The following is a 19,811-nucleotide window of genomic DNA, read 5'->3' on the forward strand; positions in this document are numbered from 1 at the left end:
GAGCGATTGCAGAAAAAGGTGATACGACTTTTTCTTACTTAATAATTGCACGATAGTTAAAAAATTCAACTAATTATATTCCGAAAGGGTGTGTGTAGTATCTTATCAACTAATGTTTTTACTTATAAATCTAAGGATGGAAAAACAATAATAATTAGAGAAGCTAAAGAACGGGATGCAGAAAGAATACTAGATTCTGCTTCAAAAGCTTTAATAAACGCTCCATACATGCTAAGTACGGTTGAGGATGTAAAAAAGGTGCGTATCGATGCTATTCAAAAAACGTTAAAAGCTTATCATGAAAATCCAAATTATGTACAGTTTATTGCTGAAGTTGATGGTAAGTTAGTCGGTGCAATAGATTTTAAGAACGGAAACAAAGAAAAAATTAGTCATCAAGGGGCTTTTGCGATGACCATACTACCCGAATATCGAAATTATGGTATTGGAAGAGCTCTTCTAGAAACGTTAATCAATTGGGCTAAAAATAACAGTAAGATTGAAAAAGTTTGTCTTGAGGTAATGGAAGATAATCTAGGTGCAATCCAGTTATATAAGAATCTAGGCTTCTTTGAAGAGGGTAGAAAAGCAAAGGGTGTAAAATTGGATGGTAGCTATCAAGATTTAATATTAATGGCTTTATTCGTTTAAAATTGAACATTAATTTCAATATAAAAAGAGGGTCTTCATAGTCATCTCTCTGTTAAGTAGACAGTAATAGAAACCCTCTTTTTATATTTATCCCACATTAGCTTGCAGTAAAACTCCCCACTGATTATAGTTTCACTTTATTTTAATCCTTTAATTAAAGGTGACGCTTCCCCACTATGGAAAATCCATAGGTCATGAAGTGACCTCGTACATCCAACATATAGTAACTTTGCATCATGTTTTGTGTCTTTGTAATGTTCTTCATCCACATCAATTAAAAGCACCGCATCAAATTCTAAACCTTTCGCTAAATAGACAGGTACTACTGATATACCACCTTCATATTTACTTTGGTTTGCTTCAATTACGTTTACCGTTAATCCTGCATTTGTTAATTCCACATATATATCACGGCATTCATCTTCTGTTCTTCCGATTACCGCAATTGTTTTCACATCTGCATTTTGCAAATGTTTTACCGTCTTCACAATTTCAGTAAATTGATTTTCCGCATGAATTACTTTCACATCTTCTCCACTGCGGAAGACTGGTGTTGCGAGTCCTACTGGGATTTCTGCATTTTTAATTATTTCATTTGCAAATTCAATAATTTCTTTTGTAGAACGATAACTTCTTGTCAATTCATAATAACCGGTTTCTTGGAATACTTCCTTAAAAGCATTCCAATCTTCAATTCCTTGGTAATCATAAATCGCTTGCGATAAATCACCTAATATAGTGAAAGAATTACCTAATGTAATTTCTTTTAATACATAAACTTGGAAAGGCGAAAAATCTTGCGCTTCATCAATAACAACGTGATGAAACTTCTGCCCGATTTCAATCCCTGTTATACGATGATGTATGTATATTAAAGCTGGTAAATCTTCTACATACACTTCTTTTTTACGACAACTCTTTTCTGTTTCTTTAACAAGTTCTTCAGGTAATACCTCGAGTATTTCTTTACTTTTTACTATTGAACTATACAGTGAAAGAGCACTCATTTTCGGCCAAAACTTCATATATGCGTTCAGTCTCTTAGTCGCTTCTTTTTTAAGTAATTTTTTCTCGTTTGTTTCCCCGAATTTTTTAAGTTCAATTTCAATCCAGCGCTTCATTCGTCCTACTAATCGTTCTCTTCTTTTCTGTAAAGGATAATGTTTATATTCAACTTGCATCCATTTTTTAATATCTTCTACTGGAATAATCGCTCTATCCCACGCCTCAAAATCTTTTGTCGGAACTAACTCATTTTCAAATTGGATCATTCTCTCTTCAATAAACGTCTTAAATTCCAACGTACCCTTTAATTTACCTAGCATTACCTTCTTTTCATCACGATTAATTGAAAATGCTTCTTTCAATTTTTCTTCTGTCTGCTTTAGTTTCACTGAATCATCTAACGTACGTAATGCCCAATCCGGAAACGTTGTTTGACTAATATTCCCTACACCTAATTCAGGAAGTACACTCGAAATATAGTCTAAAAACAGACTATTCGGCGCAAATACGATCATTCTTTCTGCTTCTAGTTGTTCACGATATTCATAAATTAAAAAAGCAAGGCGATGTAAAGCAATTGTTGTCTTTCCGCTCCCTGCAACCCCTTGAATAAGTAATGGTAAATTTCTTTCCGCTCGAATAATATCATTTTGTTCCGATTGAATCGTTGAAACAATATCCTTTAGCTTATTATCTTTATTCTCACCTAATCGATATAGAAGAAAATCATCGGCATGCGATACATCTTCATTTCCTTTTACATATGTATCAACAACACGTTCAAGTTCTCTTTTTCGAATGGAAATGTTTCGTTTTAAATACACATCACCTTCTACTAAGCCATCTGGTGATTGATAAAATGCTAATTCTTCTCCACCGGTAAATGAATAAAACATACTTGCGACAGGCGCCCGCCAATCAATAATGATTGGCTTCATCGTGTCCATATCCGAAACCCCTACTTTTCCGATATAAATCGGCATAACTTCTTCTTTTCCATCTTCCTGAAAATCTAACCTTCCAAAGTACGGCTCTTGCACACCAATACGTAAGTTTTGTCTATTAGACTCCCTCATACTTTCAAGAATTTGCTCTTTAAAATCTTCTCCATAATAAACCGGGGTTTTTTCAAGCTTATCCAATTGCTCATCCATCGTATGTAAAGTATCCTTCATTTTTTGTAACTCATCTTCAAATATGTTGCTCATTTCGACGATTCCCTCCTGTCCGTTCTAATTTTTCAGTCGAAGTATCATTGTATTAAAAACCCAATCATAAAGTCAATAGTTTCCGTTTAAATTTTCCGAAAAAACTTACTTTTCATCTTTCTAATTTAAAAAGAATATGCAACATCAAAATCACACAAATACACATATAGTATAGTGATGCATACAAAAGATACTACTTTCTATTTGTCTCCTATTTAATTTATCTATTAACAAATATTGTAAAAAATAAAGACTTTAATCAATGGGCGTTTTACTACCCACAAATAGTAGGATAAATAAAAGTAAAGGAGGCTCTTCAAATGAATATTTTGAATCTATCTCAAGATTAAATATGCTTCTATCTGGCTGTATCCTTATGGTTTGTTGGTCAATTATGTATGTTGAAATATATAGACTTACAAAATCAGTCTGGCCATGTGTTATCATGCATGCAATCGAGGATGCTGTTCCTACTGTTTTAGTTACAATAACAGAGATTATTACTCTTACAAACAGTAGTGATTTTTGGTTAAATCCTACTAGCGGGGTCGCTGCTACTGTTTTATTTCTCGGAATTGGAATCGTACTAAGAACTATAAGAATAAAAAGAGAACGACAATTATTCCCACAATAAAAAGCAGATAATGAATTCGTCATTATCTGCTTTCCAACTTTTAAAACTACCTTATTATATTTTTTGATACATAAGCCAGTCACCAGAGTCTATCACTTTCTTTAACATCTTTTTATTCTGAGCGATATACACATATGCCTCAATTTCCCTATCAGCAACATATACTGTTTGCGTGATTCGATCATATAAATCAGTCTCCGCATTACCTGTATATTCTTCTAGTTCATCTAACTTACACAATATCTCATCATTTACTACATAAACTTCTCCATACACCTGTTCTTCAATCGAATAAGTCATGGCCGGATATCCTTCATTCGTATCAAATAATTTTCCATATGTCCAAGCTCTGTCTGCGATGCATGTTGCACCTTGCATATAATGAGCATTCGTTTGTCCTCTTCTTAATGTGCCATAAACGAACACATGATACATAAATTCTTATCCCCTTTATATGTCTCTACTTTCTTATTTGTAAATAAGCACGAATCATAAAGTAACTCACTTCATTCGGAAGCTGTTCTTTAATAGATTTCAGCCCACCCTCTGCATTTTGAACGGCAGTTTCAATAAGAGATTCATACTCTGCTGGAACAAAGCTTTGCCAATCTACTTCCATTCCATCCTCATAGCAGCGAATTAAATGGTTTTCAATTGTTTGTCTTGATAAGTTACGTTCTTTTGCAATCTCATTCAAATCAATACCTTGTTTATACATTTCATATGTTTCTAAATGAGAATTTGCGGATGCTTTTCCTGACTTTTTACGCTCTGAAACTACTTCTGTCTTAATCGTTTCAGCATAATTTGGATTTTCCTCAATAAAATGCTGAACTGCTTGTAAGAAGTGCGAGCCATATTTCACAAGTTTGTGTTCTCCGATACCTTTTACCGTCAACAATTCAGAATCATTTTGCGGCATTTTCACACACATATCTTTTAATGTTTGGTCAGAGAAAATAACGAACGGAGGTACACCTTCTCCTTGTGCAATTTCTTTACGTACTTCACGAAGCACTTCAAATAAAGGATGGTCTTGAACAATTTGTCTTGTCTCTACTCGTTCTTTTCGTAAAACATTCTCTTTACCAAGTAATACTTCTTTCCCTTTTTCAGTTACTTTTAACGTCGGATAAGTGCCATGTTCAACTGCAATTAACTCGTCTGAAATTAAAAACTCAATAAACTCACTGACCTCTTTTACACTACGGTTCGATAAAAGCCCATACGTTGGTAAAGTATGAAAATTAAATTCAATAACTTTCTTATTCTTCGACCCAGTTAATACTTGCGCTATCATTTGCTTTCCAAAGCGTTGGTTCGTTCTAATCATGCATGATAAAACCATTTGTGATTCTCTTGTCACATCGATGCTCTCGCGATTGTCTGTACAATTACCACAGCGTCCACAATCTTCTTTCGGTTCTTCTCCAAAGTATTGCAAAATGAATGATTGTAAACATTGTTCTGTATGACAGTAATCGGTCATATTTTGCAATTTTTCAAGTTCATTTGAAAAACGTGATTCTCCAGTTGATTGATCAATTAAAAAACGCTGTACTTGTACATCTTGAGAAGAATATAACAATATACATGTACTATCTAATCCGTCACGACCAGCACGTCCTGCTTCTTGATAGTAACTTTCCATATTTTTTGGAAGCTGATAATGAATTACGTAACGAATATTCGATTTATCAATACCCATCCCGAATGCAGATGTTGCTACCATTACACTTACTTCATCTCGTAAAAAGAGTTCTTGTTGCTCATTTCGATCACTATCACTCATACCAGCATGATATTTTGATACAGAAACACCTGCCTTCATCAAATCTTCATATAACTGATCGACTACTTTTCTAGTAGCTGCATATATAATCCCGGATTCCTTTTGATTTTGACGAATATAATCCGCCAAATATGCATTTCGATCTTGCCCTTTAATGACAGAAAACGATAAGTTCTCACGCTCAAACGTTGTCATAATTGTATTTTCTTGATTAATTTCAAGTGTGTTACAAATATCATCACGTACTTGCGGTGTTGCTGTTGCTGTTAATGCTAATACGAGCGGCTTTTCTGGAAGATAATCTAATATGCGATGTATATGTAAATAACTTGGACGGAAATCATGTCCCCACTGTGAAATACAGTGTGCTTCATCAATCGCAATCATAGGGATTTTCATATCAATAAGTTGATCAACAAACTCCATCGAATCAAGACGCTCAGGCGCCACATAAAGTAACTTGTAATGTCCTTGTTTCGCTAATTGAATTCGCTGATTTGCTTCTGCAATAGATATAGAACTATTAATATATGTAGCTGAAATGCCATTCTGTACCAATGTATCTACTTGATCCTTCATAAGTGATATTAGAGGCGATATAACCAACGTCGTTCCTTCAAATACTAATGCCGGAATTTGATAACAAATCGACTTACCGCCACCCGTTGGCATAATACAAACCGTATCTTTCCCATCTAGTACATTTTTAATTGTTTCATCTTGTCCTCTTCGAAACGAAGAATAACCAAAGTAGGACGCTAAAAGTTCTTGTGCTTTAGTAAACAAAAAAGAGTCACCCGCTTTTCTTTATCTTTCATCTACTTCTATTATATCAATCACTTATGCGACTTGAAAGGGATGATTAGATGCTTATTGTTTTTTCATTATTCTATGTTTCTTCACTTATTTAATATGAATTAGCATCATTATTTTATATGTTTTACAACATTTATAACGTAAATCCAGTACACAAGAAGAAAGAGTTTCAATTTAAATGTTCATTTTATTTCCCTTTCTTGAATACTACTAATCGTATACATATAAATTCAGGAGGTTACTATATGAAACATCGTAATATGAGTTCCATCAAGGCAAAAACGAAAACACAAAAACTCCAATTCTCTAATAATGATGCGTGGAAATATGAATCATACTATAAGTACCAGCCATTATTCTCTTATAAAAAGTTTTTTAATTTTCTTTCTCAACTTTTTAGACGTTAATATATGTGCAAAAAATATATCATTCACAGAATTTTTCTCAATATTAAATGTATAGACTTACTACAATTCAGTTGTTACCATATATAATAATCTGTTGGATAAACCCCTTAAGTTGACCTGCTTATATTAGCAGGTCTTTTTCATGATTACATACTTCTGTGTACCTCGACTTCCAAGTCTTTTCTCCATTTTATAACCATATTTAGATCCCAACAATTAATGATAATCATAAATTGTTGGGATTTAAATTGTTCACATATAATTATGCAATTCTTCTTTCTCAATACACAAAACACATTTTACTTGTTACTATAAAAGTACTCCAGATGAGTTTTTTGCTCATCGACATTATCTAGTTATTGGGGCCTGCCGCGGGAAGCAGGTCCCTTTGACTGTATGAAGGTCCCAATTTCATTTGGACACATTTACCAGGTTTTTTCAAAAGAATTTTATGATAACATTACGTAGTCGAGTCCGACATCTCGGCAATACCCTTTTGAGGGTCTGCAACTTCCCTTACAGACCCTCTTTTACTTTATATTCAATTTATTCATATATACCACAACACCATTCATTGAATTTCTCCATTTCAAATTCCCTAAAAATAATCTAGGACACGTAACTAAAAATAAATCTTCATCATACTTTGAGTTATACATGTTCAAAGGAGTGTTACTATTTATGTATTCTTATTGGCAATCGTATTACTCCCCCTACCATAACCCTTATGTAAACTATGATTTATCCGTACGGAACTACCGAATTAGTAAAAATGAGAATTTTTTAAAAGGGTATATGCGTTCTTTATGGGAACAACACGTCGCTTGGACGAGATTGGCTATTATAAGTATAGTATTTAATTTACCAGATGTTAATGTTACTGTTGGACGACTTCTACAAAACGCAACACATATGGGACTATCACTTGAACCATTTTACGGTGAGGATGCAGTGAAAAAATATAGTGCATTAATTAAAGATCACTTAGTAATTGCAGCGGATCTTGTTAAAGCCGCAAAAGCTGGTAATCAAAATGCAGCGGCCGCTATAGAGAAAAAATGGTACGCTAATGGTGACGCAATTATTGAATTCCTTAACAGAATCAACCCATATATAGATAAAGAAGAATTTAGAAAAATGTTTTATGAACATTTAGCACTAACGAAAGCAGAAGCACTTGCCTTCCTAAATAAAGATTATGAAGCAGGAGTAAAACTTTACGATAAAATTGAAAAAGAAGCATTAGAAATGGCTGACATGATAACAAACGCAATCGTAAAACAATTCCCGCAAGTATTTCAATAAAGTGAAACTTTAATCAGTGAGGGGTTTGTTCATCCCCCACTGATTATCAGCTCTCACCAATCGGCTTATTTAGTTTTCTCTCCATGATATTTCACCTCTCCTCTTTACATTTAGCTTATATCGATATATTTTATTAATATCCGTTTTTTATAGGAGGAAATAGTTTGATTAACGCGATTGGTCTCGTTTTTATACTTACAAATAAACACGAGAAAAAAAAGAAAGTTTACTTAAATGAAAAATTTGCACTAATAGATATTATTGATTCTAAAGAAGTATTTGATGATGAAGGGAATCCTTTAGTAGAACTAACATGTAAATACAGTATATATTTAGATGAAAAATATTACTGTAAATCTCTCGATGATTATACCGGACAAGTCTTTCCTTTCTTAAGTGCAAAAATAGGAAAAGGTCTTCTAAGAAACTTAAACTACTACTTTTCTTACGTTGATGCCTATGATAAGAAACCACCAGTTAAAGAAATAAGACCACTTATGAAACAAGTAACTAACAGATAGCCAAAAATACCAAAAAAAGAAAGCATCTAACCCTGGATGTTTTCTTTTTTATTAAAAACTCATTAACTTTCATCCTCTTCTAAAAGTATGTATCCAAGCATATTTTAAATTAAAAACATTGGAGGATTAGAGTGAATGAAATACTCAGAAACAATTATAAGCAAACGACTTCGAATACTTAAAATGACGGGTATGTTTTTCATGCTAGTGTTAATAGCATGGATTGGCTATACAAAATTACTTTATGAAAACGGCTTTCTTCAAGAAAAAAAGAATTCAGTAGAAGTAATGAACACTAGCATTACAGGAGAAATAGAGCAGCTTTTTCATATAAACTTGCAAGGCTATCGAAAAACAAGCCTTGATGCTGTTATAGAAGCCAGTAAAACCGATCCAAGTGAACTATCCTTAATTGAACTAGTCAACAAATCCTGCTCGCGAGATTGCATAGGTGAACCAGTTACATATGTAAACTCAAACAATGGATATATCTTTTATAAGGAATCTAATGGAACTAATGTAGCTATAACGGTTAAAAAGAAAGACACATGGGTAATTGTAAAGAAATCTGTTCAAGATGGAATATAATCACCCCAAAAAAGAGTACGCATCGTACTCTTTTTTATTATTAATACCCTTCCTCTTCATGCCTACAATGGCATTTCGCTTTTGTTTTACAATGACATTTTTCACACTCACACTTCGGTTTCTCTTTGCAACAACACTCGTGAAAATCATTGCGCTTACATCTACATCTCCCAAACATTAAATCATCCCAAAATTTATTACAATCTTGAAAATGTCCACAATGACAAGTATTTCTCATAAATATGCTTCCTCCTTGATAGAATTCATCATATTCTATGTTTGAAAGTATACAAAGGCTTGTTTATTAGTCTATTTTCTCCATATTATAAGTAGAGTTAAAAGATTAAATAAAAATAAAAACCGTCACATGACGGCTCTTATTTTTATTTAGCAAACTACTTTTATCTCACGTACTCATAGTACCATTTACGTGCATCTAACCAAGCTGTAAATTTATCGATATTCCCGGACGGATAGCCATTCGTTATAGCATAACCAATGCCATCTTTTTGAACGACAATTTGTCCATCAATACCCGCATCAACCATAGCTTGAGCCAAAGCTTGTAAATTACTAAATGCTACACCACCAGTTTTTACTTTGAGCAAATCCGCTGCACCTCCTCCAGTTTGTCCTGTAAGAGCAAATACAATAGAATTAGCGATTTTATCAACATTCCATTTTGCCATGTCGGATTCATTATCAATAAACCCTAATTCAATAAGAATAGCCGGTGCCTTCGTTCCATTTAATACTGCTAAATCTGTACGTTGTTTCGCACCTCGATCACGCCATCCAATATCTTTTGCTAGTTGAGCTGAGATTTTAGCCGCCAAATCTTTCTGATCATAATATAAAACCTCAACACCCTGTCCATTTCCATCACTTGCATTAAGATGAAAAGAAATAACTAAATCCACAGCATGGGAATTGCTATTCCGAATGATATTATTTAAATTTTGTGATTGAGTTGCCCCTACCTCGTCCGTATCGTCATAAACCGTGTGTCCTAGGGCTCTTAACTTAGCCGCCACGGCATCTTTAACTTGCCTATCTAGAACGTGTTCTTTCCGATTCCCGAAATTAGCACCTTGAACAATACTATTGTGTCCTCCGTGCAAACTATATCTAGCCATTATTCATCAACATCTCCTTTCTTAATATCTTATTCAAAACTTGTCTTATTGCTATTCCCACTTACAATCTTAACTGTGCCCATACGTCCTATATTTTCTAAAAGTGATGCAATTTGTTTTCGATATAAAAAAGCTATCGCTTCATAAATCGAATGATTTATTCTCTAAATTACTTTTACATGAATGACGACACGAACAAAAAAGCATCACCCTTTCGGCAATGCCTAAAAACTCTATTTTACTTTTCAGCTCCCTAAATAAATAGAGTTTAAAATCACTGAAACTACACCTATATTTCCTCCCTTTCCTTCACAGCTTCTTTCAACCTCTGCAACATATACCCAATTCCTTTACACCCCTCTAGCGGATATGTAATCATTTCTTCTGGATATAACTTTGTCACTACTTTTTTATGCTTCTTCCCTGCTAGTAAGACGATTTCGTCAAACTGTAGTAAACTTTTATCTACCATCTGTTTTTGTAATTGCTCTATACTTATTACCTCATCGCTTTTTGAATCAAATGCAAGATCATAGTTTTCTAATACAATATCACTTGGTCTTAAAAATCCATGTTTCGCTGATAATATAACCCAGTTTTCGAAAAACATAGTTGCGTACGCCTGACATGCTTTTCCGAACGGACTAATATATACATCTTTTGCTTCCATCGGTCCGTAGTCTGAATGTTTATCCCAAATTTTCTTTTTTCCGCATGGAATTATACATAGCCTTTTCATATATATTTCTACTCCCTTTACTTTGGTAAATAAAATTCGTTATTTTGTACATTTTTTTCTCGAGATACTATATAATAATTCTGAAAGTTAAAATTACACATTTTACCATATGCGTACTATAGATTACTCTCATTGCAAATATTATAATACCATAAAAAATTTTTCATTTTTTCTTCAAAATAATGAAACTAAATTATAATGCAAGTATGTATTAATAAAACAATAAAGGAGGTTCATAAAAATGAAAAATATTATTCCTGCACTATTAGTCTATTTTATCGTTTGCGTTATTTCCGTTATCATCCCAGCATCTGAAGGCTATAATTATGTCGGCTGGAAGTTATTTGTTGGGCAAGTGTATGCGATACCTATTTTCTTCATTACTACGATAATCACATTTTATATAAACAAGAAAAAATCTTACGAATAAACGATTATAAGGATAGCTAACGCTATCCTTATTTTAATTCGTTAATCAAAACTTTATATCCTTTCTTCTAAAAAGTTAAACGCAACATCTGTATTTCAGCGTTTAAACGCAGTTCCTCCGAAATCCAGCTCTCTAATTTTGAAACAGATGCAATATTTTTTCAAAAAGCCCCTGTAATTTACTTTTCAATACTTCCATATCATTAAGCATACACAATGCGACTGTTTAAAAGTTAAAAATTTCTGCTTATTATAAATAAAAAAGGACAAATAGCCAATCTGACTACTTGTCCTTACTGTTCATCTGTACGCAATACGATTAAGCTTGGAATGCTTCTGTTAATACTGGTACGATTTGTTTTTTACGAGATACAACACCTTTTAAAGTAGCTGTATTGTTTTCTAGTGATACGTTGTATGCTTTCTCAACAACGTTTGCTGCTTTACCGATCGCAAGACCGACAGAATCGTTAGTTAAGATATCAGTTACAACGAATAAGAATAGGTCTAAACCTTTTTCTTCTACTACTGCAGAAATTACTTTTTCAAGTTCCGCTTGGTGTACAAGAACGTCGTTTGTATCAACAGCGTTTACTTGTGCGATTTCAACTTTCGCATTACCCATTTGGAATTCTTTAGCATCAAGAGAGATTAATTGCTCCATTGTTTTTCCGCTTAAGTCAGCACCAGCTTTTAACATTTCTAAGCCGTAGTTATCTGCATCTACACCAGCGATTTCCGCTAATTCACGAGCAGCTGCTACATCTTGTTCTGTGCAAGTTGGAGATTTGAATAGTAAAGAATCTGAAATGATTGCAGATAACATTAAACCTGCAACTTCTTTACGAATTGTTACGCCATTTTCTTTGTACATTTTGTTTAAGATTGTAGCTGTACAGCCAACTGGCTCACAACGATAGTATATAGGATCGCTTGTTTCAAAGTTAGCAATACGGTGATGGTCAATAACTTCTAACACACGAACTGATTCGATATCGTTAGCACTTTGTTGACGCTCGTTATGGTCAACTAAAATAACGTTGTCCACTTCGCTTGCTACTGTCTCAACAAAACGCGGTCCTTCTACTTTAAAATAGTCTAACGCAAATTGAGTTTCACCGCTGATTTCGCCTAAACGTACAGGCTCAGCATTCATTCCTAATTCTTTTTTCAATTCTGCATAAGCAATTGCAGAACAAATTGCATCTGTATCTGGGTTTTTATGCCCGAAAACTAGTACTTTTTCCATGTTTTCCACCTCTTCATGAAAAGGATATCTTAAAGAAGCAAATATGACAATATTTAAAGCATATTTTTTTATAAATAATTGCACTTTCTTCTATATTTTTCATCATTTTCATAAAAAAAATCATCTAAAATGAATTAGATGATCGAAATGTATGTTTCAATTAAAATAGTGTAGGAGCTTGCACTACATTGTTAAAAGTAAAATTTGAGGATAAGCCATTATTCAAAAGGTTTACATCTATAACTTGATAAAACGCATTTCCAGTGTCTGCAATTTCCCAAACAGCTAAAATAAGATGGTATCCACTACGGTCAGTTGGTACATTTGCTTCGTGCGTTACTGTTGTCCCTGGTCTAGCTCCACCGTCATTTTTTACATAGAATGGCACTAAATCTAAATCTGATCGCGTCAAAGGTTTATTTGGATTCCAACCTTTTTTCGTAATATAATATTTCCACTCTTTCGTACTATGAGGAGCCGTTAGTTTCCACTTGAATGTATTCGTCCCGCCATTTAACGTAACTTTCTTCCACCTATCTACAGTTTGAACATCTAAAGCGGGAAAATGACCAGCCCCTGCAATTTGTCCATCAGAAGGTCCTAGTTGTGGAAATCCACCTATCCCTTCTACACTTTGTGGTTCATATTGAATTGGTCCACAATTTACATTTACACCTTGCTTACATAAATAAGATCGGCTCGCTGGTGATTCTACATATCCATGAGCTGAAGCCTTTTCTGAAAACCCAAATGTTAATAATCCCGTAAGTAATACGCCACCACTTAAAATAACTTTCTTCATCTTTTGTAAACTATTCTTTTTCATTCTTTCATCCCCTTCCCATAATAAAGCGAAAATAACTATAGTCGGCTAGTCATCTTCTCTACATTTATTATAAGACGAGAATCATTACTAAAAGAACCCTCTAAAAACTTTCTCAAATTCATTTAGTGCGTTAATTAGATTATAATTAACTATTTTAACACCGCCAGAAAAATATAGACGGTGTTAAAAATAGTCGTTTATTATTCACTTACTAATAATTAAGCACTCTCCCCGTTTGATTATAACTTAAATGTTTTTATAATAAAGAACCGTAGCATCTAACTTTCCATTCGGAGAAATTGCATACCCTGGTATTGTTCCAACTTCTTGGTAGTCTAGTGATTTGTACAATTTATTGGAAGGATCTCCTTCTCTAGTATCTAATACTAAAAGAGACCTGTTTTCTTGCTTTGCTCGTTCCTCTGCTTTTTGCATAAGCGATCGTCCAATACCGTTTCGTCTAAAGTTTGGATGAGTCATTAATTTGCAAATCTCAGCTCTATGAATTCCGTTAGGCTTAGTAACTAATTGTAATTGAATACTCCCTGCTACTTCGTTGTTTATTTTAGCCACATACAATATCACTTCTGGCGCTAATACTGTTTGCCAATACTTTGTTGCATCTTTTTGTTCCAGTGGAGGCAAAAAACCAATTGATGCCCCATCATTTACAACCATTTTCAAAAGTTTCGAAAGTTCTTCTATATCATTTTCTAGTTTCTTAATTTCTTCAATTACTAAATTTCGCATTACTTTTCCCCCTTTTGTTTCATTGTAACAATTTTTAAAGAAGGAATAATGAAATAATAAGAGGAATTTATAGTTAAGATATGATTTTTTGTGAAAGGATAACGATATGAAATATATATTAGATAGAATGTACGCAAAAGAATTACTCGAATGGGCATATGAACAAAACCCGGGCCCTTGGTTTGAACATTCACTACATGTTGCTCATGCAACTGAAAACATAATTATAGAACTTATAAAAAAAGGGTACAAGCTAGATGCTGACACAGCATATAACGCTGCCCTTTTGCATGATATCGGAAGATACAAAGGTTTTACCAAATCGGTCATTCATTCCTATGATGGTTATATGTATATGAATGATTTAGGGTATACAGGAAACGCTGTTATTTGTGTGACACACTCATTCCCATGCAAAAATGAACATATAGATATCGCAGCAGAATGGAGTCTCGTTCCTGACCATATGAGAAGCCGATTAGTTGAAATATTAAATGAACATTGTAACTACGACTTATACAATAAAGTAATTACTCTTTGTGACGCTCTTGCTGATGCGGATGGCTTTACTACGCTGGAAAGAAGATTAATTTCTGTTGGTTTGCGTCATGGTACAACATCTCATACATCTTTACATTGGAAAGGGTTTTATGCGATTAAGAAAGAATTAGAAGCTTTAATCGGTAAGAGTATATACACAGTTCTTCCTGATGTAGAAAAATCTATTTATGAAGATATAGAATATTAAAGTGAATACAAATTGAAAACGATAAAATTTGTATGTATGTTTCTAAAAGACTCTTTCAAAAGTGGAGGGATTTCTTATTAGTAAAATAGGATTTGACTTGATAAACCTTGAAAGGAATTTTGATTTTGGCTATGAAGATATAAAAGAGATTTCTATGAGATGTAAATTTTCTAACTGTTCACATACAAATGAACCAAACTGCGCGGTTAAAAGAGCTATATCTGACGGTGCTCTTTCTGAAGAAGTAGTTAACAGTTACTATAGAGATTTTAATGAGGCACATTATGTTTCTAAACAGAAAAACAAAACAAAAGCTATTGATTATATGAAACAATTGAAGCTTTTTACAAAACCTTAAAACTAAATAAATAGTTTTTATTTCTCATTCCTACTAAATTTAAAATTCTCCATTATTGTATAACCATAAATTGAACCCATCCTAGATAATTTTTATACTTAAATTTAATTTCACATAAAAAACGTTTTAAACATAAAGTTTAAAACGTTTTTTTATTCAATGCTTTTGATTTTTCAATTCTGTTAAACACTCTTGCACTAAAGTTACCGCTTGACTCATCGCAGCTCCGCCAGCAAATGCTGCTGAAACACCACATGCTTCCAGAATCTCTTTATCCGAACATCCTTGATCAAGACAACCTTTTGTATGATAAATTGTACAATACTCATCTTGCGTTGCTAAACTAATTCCTAATGCAATAAGTTGTTTTTCTCTTTTTGTTAAAGAACCCTCTTGAAAACAAGCTTGCGTGAACGCATTATATGTCTCAGCGATTTCAGGAATTTGATTTGTAAAACTACCTATACCTTCTTTATAATGATGTAGAATATCATTTATCGAACTATGTTGCTCATGTTCCATCTTATTCCCTCCAGTCATATTATCCATACTTATTGTAGTATGTGATGAAATGGAGGCAATATACCTTCTTTTAAATTAAGAATTTTCAATTAATTTGAGTTATAATTTTAAATTATCATCGACAATAACTTTTTCTCTAGAACTTTTTCTTTCAACCTCTTTACTTCTTTCTTCCCAAAATGTTAATCCTTCAATCCCCACATTTTTAGGATTAAATACTGGATCTTTCCCTTCTTTTTTCTGCGTTTCATAATCTTTTAACACTTTTAATGCGGTTTTACTTAAAAGTAAGATTGCGATTAAGTTTAACCATGCCATACTACCGATTCCTAAATCTCCAAGATTCCATAAAAGCGACGCTGATTCAACGCTACCGATGTAAACCATAATTAAAAATCCAAATTTCAAAACTGGTTTTAACCAGCCATACTTCAGTTGACGATCTAAATAAGTAAGTGTCGTTTCAGCGATATAGTAATAAGCGAGTAACGTTGTAAATGCAAAAAAGAAAATCGCAATTGAAATAAATATTGGACCAAACCCTGTTATCACAGTTTCAACTGCTTGTTGTGTATAAATTGGACCAGCTTCCACATTTCCTATGTTTTGTACAATGGCGGTTTTCCCTTCAGGTATAACATTATACATACCTGTTATTAAAATCATAAGAGCTGTCGCTGTACATACGACAATTGTATCGATATATACGGAAAACGCTTGAACTAATCCTTGTTTTGCGGGATGCGATACTTCAGCAGCCGCCGAACTATACGTCGCTTCTCCGACACCAGCAACGTTTGAAAATACAGCGCGTTTTACGCCCCATGCAATAGCTGCACCAACAATTCCACCAAACATTTCATTTACACCAAATGCGCTAGAGAAAATTAAAGCAAACATACTTGGAATCTCCGTTACATTCGCAATTAATATGATACATGTAACAATTACATAACCAATTGCCATAAATGGAACAAGCATTTGAGAAACGCCAGCAATTCTCTTTACACCACCAAAAATAATTGCTGCTAGTAACACGACTAAAAATATACCAGTTATATATTTGCTAATACCATTAGAGTTTTCAAATCCAACTGCGATACTACTAGATTGAATACCTGGTAATAACACGCCATATGAAAGTGTTACAACTACTGCTACAATGACTGCAAACCATTTCATTTTCAAACCTTTCTCAATGAAATATGGAGTACCGCCGCGATATTCATTCCCTACTTTACTTTTGTATACTTGAGATAATGTTGATTCTACAAACGCGCTCGCTGCCCCTAACAAAGCCATTACCCACATCCAAAATACAGCTCCAGGACCGCCGAAAGCAATTGCTGTCGCTACCCCTGCAATATTACCAATTCCAACTCTTCCTGATAAGGCTAAACAAAATGCCTGAAAAGATGATATTCCCGTCTCTGAACTCTTTCCTTCAAATAATAGTTTAATCATCTCTTTAAAATAACGGATTTGCAAAAAGCGTGTTGCAATCGTGAAATATACGCCTGCCCCTAATGCAAAAACAACTAAACCGATACTCCACACTTGCCCTACTAACCATTCTACTAAATTCTCCATCCAAATCCCCCTTATCATTCTTTGGAAAAGCAATTTTGTATATAAAAAAAAACGGACAACTATTATCAAACTTTCTAGTTGTCCGCATCTTTCATTATTTCATCCCTCAATTTTTATCAGTAAAACGCCCTATTACTTTATATTTACCCAAACACTTTTCACTTCTGTATAATTATCAAGCGCATATGAACCTAATTCGCGGCCAATACCAGATTGTTTATATCCACCAAATGGTGTAGCTGCATTTTCTAAGTTATAATCATTAATCCACACTGTTCCTGCTTTTAATTTATTTGCTACTTGATGACCCGTTTTGATATTTTGCGTCCATACACCCGCAGCAAGGCCATAGGATGAGTTGTTCGCTCGTTCAATTACTTCTTCTGTCGAATCAAATGGAAGTACGACAACAACTGGTCCAAATATTTCTTCCTTAACGATTGTCATATCGTCTGTAACATCTGTGAATATAGTTGGCTTAACGAAATAACCTTTTTCAAGCGCACGTTCGCCACCAGCCGCAACTGTAGCACCTTCTTTCTTCCCTTGCTCAATGTAATTTAACACACGCTCTTGTTGTTTCTTAGATACGAGTGGACCCATTTCCGTTCCTTTCTCCATACCTGCTCCAAGTTTTACGTTGTTCGCCATTTTCACAAGTGCATCTACTACAGTTTCATAATGTTTACGATGAACAAACACACGTGATCCTGCGCTACAATTTTGACCGTGATTATACATAATACCTTGGAATGCACCATTAATCGCTTTTTCCAAGTCCGCATCTTCTAAAATGATATTTGGTGATTTTCCGCCAAGCTCTAACGTTACATGCTTAATCATTTCTGCAGATTGACGCATAATATATTTTCCTGTAACAGTAGATCCTGTAAAAGCAACTTTATCAATGTCATGATGATTTACAATTGCAGCCCCTGCTTCAGGACCAAAGCCTGGTACAAAGTTTACAACGCCGTTTGGAAATCCAGCCTCTTTAAAGAGTTTCGCTGTATATAGTAAAGATAAAGGCGTTTGCTCTGCTGGCTTTAATACAATCGTACAACCTGTCGCCAGTGCAGCTCCCATTTTCCAAGAAGACATAACAAGCGGAAAATTCCACGGAATAATTTGTCCTACAACACCAACAGGTTCATGTCTCGTATAATTCAAGTAATCTTTTGAAATCGGGATTGTTTGCCCAATAATTTTTGTAGCCCATCCTGCGTAATAACGATAATTTTCTACAGTCGCTGAAATATCATCATCAAGTGCTACTTGATATGGCTTTCCATTATCTAAAGCTTCTAGTTGCGCTAATTCTTCTCTATGTTCTTCAATTAAATCTGCTAATTTATAAATAAGATGCGCTCTTTCAGCAGTAGTCATTTCTGCCCACGGGCCAGATTCAAATGCAGATCTTGCCGCTTTTACTGCAGCATCAATATCCTCTTCTTGCGCTTCACATACGACTGCTAGAACCTCTTCTGTTGCTGGATTGTACGTTTCAAACGTCTTTCCGCCAATAGCAGAAACAAATTCGCCATTAATAAACATTTTAATTTCTTCATTTAAAAACGCTTCCACTTTTGGTTTCAGCTCAATATTTGTCTTTAACATTATGTTCTCCTCCTTATTTAAACAGCTGCATGAGCTGCAATATTTGATAAAATCGTTTGAAGCTTTTGATCTTCTTCTACAGTTAACCCTAGTCTTGGATAGCGAGAAGGTCCTCCCGCTTGCCCATGTAATTCCATAGAACGTTTAACGATTTGAACATATTTCCCTGATCCTTCAAGAAACTCGCAAAGTGGTAAAATAGCATCGTTTATTTCCCACGCCTTTTCTAATTCACCATTTTGAAAATGCTCATACATTTTTGTAACGAGACCGGGAACAATATTTCCTGCTACTGAAACCCATCCCGAGGCACCAACTAAATATGATTCCATAACTAAATCTTCAGAACCACAGAAGACTTGGAAAGCCCCTTCACTTTGTCTTACTAAATCTCTCGCTTTTCGAATATCTCCGCTAGATTCTTTAATATGTGTAACATTTCCACACTCTTTTCCAATACGGAGCATTAGCTCTGTACTCATATCAACACCAGAAGTAAATGGATTATTGTATAACATAATTGGTATATTTACAGAGTTTGAGATTTCTTTAAAATGAAAATAAATCTCCTCTTCCTTCGGTTTACAATAGTAAGAGTTTATAATTAATACACAATCCGCTCCGTGCGCTTCTGCATGTTTCGTATATTCAATTGTTTCTTTCGTCGTCTCTGCTGCAGTTCCAACAATAACTGGAATACGGCCATCAATTTCTTTCAACACGGTTGCTACCATTTTAAATCGTTCTTCTTTTGATAAACTTACAAATTCTCCTGTACTTCCATTAATGATGATACCTGCAACGTTTTGTTCGATAAAGTAATTTACATTTTGCTTTACCCCATCCCAATTAATTTCCTGAAATTCATCCATCGGTGTTATTAATACTGGAAATGCTCCTTTAATTTTTTGCATATTTAT

General features: G+C 34.1%; 20 protein-coding genes and 1 pseudogene. 8 read left to right on the forward strand and 13 right to left on the reverse strand.

Annotated features, from left to right (window positions below; all coding sequences use genetic code 11):
* Window positions 1-90 precede the first annotated feature (90 nt).
* Window positions 91-651: a GNAT family N-acetyltransferase gene (locus BHV55_RS13930; protein ID WP_000337114.1), complete on the forward strand. Its 561-nt coding sequence runs from the start codon at window positions 91-93 to the stop codon at window positions 649-651.
* Between the two features lie 137 nt (window positions 652-788).
* Here the strand turns inward: BHV55_RS13930 and BHV55_RS13935 are convergent, their stop codons facing one another.
* On the reverse strand, window positions 789-2,864 hold the full coding sequence (locus BHV55_RS13935) for a HelD family protein (RefSeq protein ID WP_070757881.1): 2,076 nt from the start codon (window positions 2,862-2,864) through the stop codon (window positions 789-791).
* Window positions 2,865-3,183: 319 nt separating this feature from the next.
* On the opposite strand from BHV55_RS13935, the pseudogene BHV55_RS13940 reads away from it, so the two are divergent.
* Window positions 3,184-3,498, forward strand: a pseudogene (locus BHV55_RS13940) (CPBP family intramembrane glutamate endopeptidase); the annotation flags it as partial.
* A gap of 54 nt (window positions 3,499-3,552) precedes the next feature.
* Here BHV55_RS13940 and BHV55_RS13945 read toward each other — a convergent pair.
* On the reverse strand, window positions 3,553-3,933 hold the full coding sequence (locus tag BHV55_RS13945; RefSeq protein WP_000274915.1) for a gamma-glutamylcyclotransferase family protein: 381 nt from the start codon (window positions 3,931-3,933) through the stop codon (window positions 3,553-3,555).
* A 25-nt stretch (window positions 3,934-3,958) separates the two neighbouring features.
* Window positions 3,959-6,076, reverse strand: a complete 2,118-nt coding sequence (gene recQ / locus BHV55_RS13950; protein WP_000494270.1) for a DNA helicase RecQ — start codon at window positions 6,074-6,076, stop codon at window positions 3,959-3,961.
* A 1,118-nt stretch (window positions 6,077-7,194) separates the two neighbouring features.
* Here recQ and BHV55_RS13955 point away from each other — a divergent pair.
* The 3 genes from BHV55_RS13955 (at window position 7,195) to BHV55_RS13965 (ending at window position 8,927) form a co-directional block, all read left to right on the forward strand.
* Window positions 7,195-7,818 (forward strand): hypothetical protein, encoded by a 624-nt coding sequence (locus BHV55_RS13955; protein WP_000287725.1) that lies wholly within the window; start codon window positions 7,195-7,197, stop codon window positions 7,816-7,818.
* Between the two features lie 164 nt (window positions 7,819-7,982).
* Entirely contained in the window at window positions 7,983-8,339 is a 357-nt protein-coding gene (locus BHV55_RS13960; protein ID WP_000606231.1) for a hypothetical protein, read from the forward strand.
* Window positions 8,340-8,474: 135 nt separating this feature from the next.
* The gene (locus BHV55_RS13965) at window positions 8,475-8,927 is read left to right on the forward strand and encodes a hypothetical protein (protein ID WP_000877572.1); all 453 of its coding nucleotides are present in this window, start codon (window positions 8,475-8,477) and stop codon (window positions 8,925-8,927) included.
* Here the strand turns inward: BHV55_RS13965 and BHV55_RS13970 are convergent, their stop codons facing one another.
* The 3 genes from BHV55_RS13970 to BHV55_RS13980 all read right to left on the reverse strand — a co-directional run bounded on the left by BHV55_RS13970 (window position 8,928) and on the right by BHV55_RS13980 (window position 10,802).
* Complete coding sequence (locus tag BHV55_RS13970) at window positions 8,928-9,101, reverse strand: hypothetical protein (RefSeq protein WP_000503012.1); 174 nt, start codon at window positions 9,099-9,101, stop codon at window positions 8,928-8,930. It lies immediately after the preceding gene.
* Between the two features lie 227 nt (window positions 9,102-9,328).
* The gene (locus tag BHV55_RS13975; protein WP_044584544.1) at window positions 9,329-10,063 is read right to left on the reverse strand and encodes an N-acetylmuramoyl-L-alanine amidase; all 735 of its coding nucleotides are present in this window, start codon (window positions 10,061-10,063) and stop codon (window positions 9,329-9,331) included.
* 289 nt (window positions 10,064-10,352) lie between these two features.
* Entirely contained in the window at window positions 10,353-10,802 is a 450-nt protein-coding gene (locus BHV55_RS13980) for a DUF6884 domain-containing protein (RefSeq protein ID WP_000824873.1), read from the reverse strand.
* A gap of 241 nt (window positions 10,803-11,043) precedes the next feature.
* On the opposite strand from BHV55_RS13980, the gene BHV55_RS13985 reads away from it, so the two are divergent.
* A complete protein-coding gene (locus BHV55_RS13985; protein WP_000789486.1) occupies window positions 11,044-11,232 on the forward strand; it encodes a DUF4017 family protein in 189 nt (62 codons plus the stop codon).
* Between the two features lie 318 nt (window positions 11,233-11,550).
* Here the strand turns inward: BHV55_RS13985 and ppaC are convergent, their stop codons facing one another.
* The 3 genes from ppaC to BHV55_RS14000 form a co-directional block, all read right to left on the reverse strand.
* Entirely contained in the window at window positions 11,551-12,480 is a 930-nt protein-coding gene (gene ppaC, locus BHV55_RS13990; protein ID WP_000416865.1) for a manganese-dependent inorganic pyrophosphatase, read from the reverse strand.
* Window positions 12,481-12,640: 160 nt separating this feature from the next.
* The gene (locus BHV55_RS13995) at window positions 12,641-13,306 is read right to left on the reverse strand and encodes a lytic polysaccharide monooxygenase (RefSeq protein WP_000742281.1); all 666 of its coding nucleotides are present in this window, start codon (window positions 13,304-13,306) and stop codon (window positions 12,641-12,643) included.
* A 246-nt stretch (window positions 13,307-13,552) separates the two neighbouring features.
* Complete coding sequence (locus tag BHV55_RS14000; protein ID WP_001245250.1) at window positions 13,553-14,056, reverse strand: GNAT family N-acetyltransferase; 504 nt, start codon at window positions 14,054-14,056, stop codon at window positions 13,553-13,555.
* Between the two features lie 106 nt (window positions 14,057-14,162).
* Here BHV55_RS14000 and BHV55_RS14005 point away from each other — a divergent pair, with 106 nt between their 5' ends.
* Together BHV55_RS14005 and BHV55_RS14010 are read left to right on the forward strand one after the other, a co-directional pair.
* A complete protein-coding gene (locus BHV55_RS14005; protein ID WP_070757887.1) occupies window positions 14,163-14,804 on the forward strand; it encodes an HD domain-containing protein in 642 nt (213 codons plus the stop codon).
* A gap of 61 nt (window positions 14,805-14,865) precedes the next feature.
* Window positions 14,866-15,162 carry a P-loop NTPase family protein gene (locus tag BHV55_RS14010; RefSeq protein ID WP_000398282.1) on the forward strand — a complete coding sequence of 99 codons (297 nt, stop codon included), beginning with the start codon at window positions 14,866-14,868 and terminating at the stop codon, window positions 15,160-15,162.
* Between the two features lie 156 nt (window positions 15,163-15,318).
* Here the strand turns inward: BHV55_RS14010 and BHV55_RS14015 are convergent, their stop codons facing one another.
* The 4 genes from BHV55_RS14015 to dapA form a co-directional block, all read right to left on the reverse strand.
* Window positions 15,319-15,711, reverse strand: a complete 393-nt coding sequence (locus BHV55_RS14015; RefSeq protein ID WP_002005224.1) for a carboxymuconolactone decarboxylase family protein — start codon at window positions 15,709-15,711, stop codon at window positions 15,319-15,321.
* Window positions 15,712-15,783: 72 nt separating this feature from the next.
* A complete protein-coding gene (locus BHV55_RS14020) occupies window positions 15,784-17,274 on the reverse strand; it encodes an alanine/glycine:cation symporter family protein (RefSeq protein WP_016110139.1) in 1,491 nt (496 codons plus the stop codon).
* A gap of 132 nt (window positions 17,275-17,406) precedes the next feature.
* Entirely contained in the window at window positions 17,407-18,891 is a 1,485-nt protein-coding gene (locus tag BHV55_RS14025; protein WP_070757889.1) for an aldehyde dehydrogenase family protein, read from the reverse strand.
* 17 nt (window positions 18,892-18,908) lie between these two features.
* A complete protein-coding gene (gene dapA / locus BHV55_RS14030) occupies window positions 18,909-19,805 on the reverse strand; it encodes a 4-hydroxy-tetrahydrodipicolinate synthase (RefSeq protein ID WP_001169463.1) in 897 nt (298 codons plus the stop codon).
* Window positions 19,806-19,811 lie beyond the last annotated feature (6 nt).

This window comes from Bacillus sp. RZ2MS9 (genome assembly GCF_001816185.2).
In the GTDB taxonomy this organism is placed as follows: Bacteria; Bacillota; Bacilli; order Bacillales; family Bacillaceae_G; genus Bacillus_A; species Bacillus_A cereus.